Source organism: Vibrio sp. 10N.286.46.A8 (genome assembly GCF_041470165.1).
GTDB lineage: Bacteria > Pseudomonadota > Gammaproteobacteria > Enterobacterales > Vibrionaceae > Vibrio > Vibrio tasmaniensis_A.
The window spans coordinates 1-1,022 of record NZ_JBFRLX010000033.1; the positions used below are offsets into that span (position 1 = coordinate 1).

The window sequence follows — 1,022 nt, forward strand, 5'->3', positions numbered from 1 at the left end:
ATATAACGTCGTGGGTCAGCTTACAACGAAGCGTTACGCAGATGGCAGCGCGCTAAAAATTGATTACCAGCAAGGTTATATCAACAGCACCACTAATGCTCGAGGCGTTACAAAGTCTTTTCATTACAATGAAAATAACCAACTGACTCGTGTAAGTTATGGCGACGCTACACCAGAAGTTTCCTATCAATATAATTCGTTAGGAGAGCTGGTATCAGTCTCTGATGGCCAAGGTCTGACACAATATTCTTATTTCTCGGACGGTAAAGTTGAGAGCATTGATGGCCCTTGGGACAACGATACCATTGAACTTGGGTTTGATAAGCTGAATCGATTGTCTTCATTGATGTTGGATGGAGATAACTACGGTGAGTACAAGTACGACGCTCTGGGTCGACTAAAGCAAGTTTCGGCACTGGAACAGGTCTTTGAACTCACCTACGATGATTCGCCTGATAATGTTTCGGCTGACTTAACTTACCCCAATGGCATCAAGCAAGTGTTGAGCTTTGACAATATTGGCGATCTCTCCAAGCTCGAATACCGAAAAGGCGTGAATACAATCGGCAAGTTTGTTTTCGGTTTTGACGTTGCAGGTAAACTCACCCAATTAGAGTCTAACGAACCGCTCCTTCTAGAGCGCCCACAAACACAAGCCACGTACAATTCGCTTAACCAAATTTCCTCGTGGGATGGCGACAGTAGCGCTTTTGTTTATGATGCTGATGGAAACTTAGTACAAGGCTTATTGCCAGGTGAGACTCCTTTTGAAGCAGACTATGACGCTGAAAACAGACTGACCGCGATTCGTTTTGAGAAAAGTGGCACTCAGATTGAGGAACGATTTGAGTATGGTCACGATCATTTTCTAAGAGTGTATCAGCGTTTTGAAAGCAATATTAAAACCTTAGAGAAACGCTTTGTTCGCTTAGGCCTGATTGAGCTTCAAGAGCGTGACAGCGAGAACAACGTATTAGCAAACAATATATGGCGACCAGATAGAAAAGGCGGTGTCGCTGGGT

The 1,022-nt window shown here is 44.0% G+C and carries 1 protein-coding gene; it reads left to right on the forward strand.

All coding sequences use genetic code 11. The features are described from left to right. A partial coding sequence (locus AB4232_RS04190; RefSeq protein ID WP_372086348.1) for an RHS repeat domain-containing protein occupies positions 1–1,022 on the forward strand: 1,022 nt, incomplete at both ends.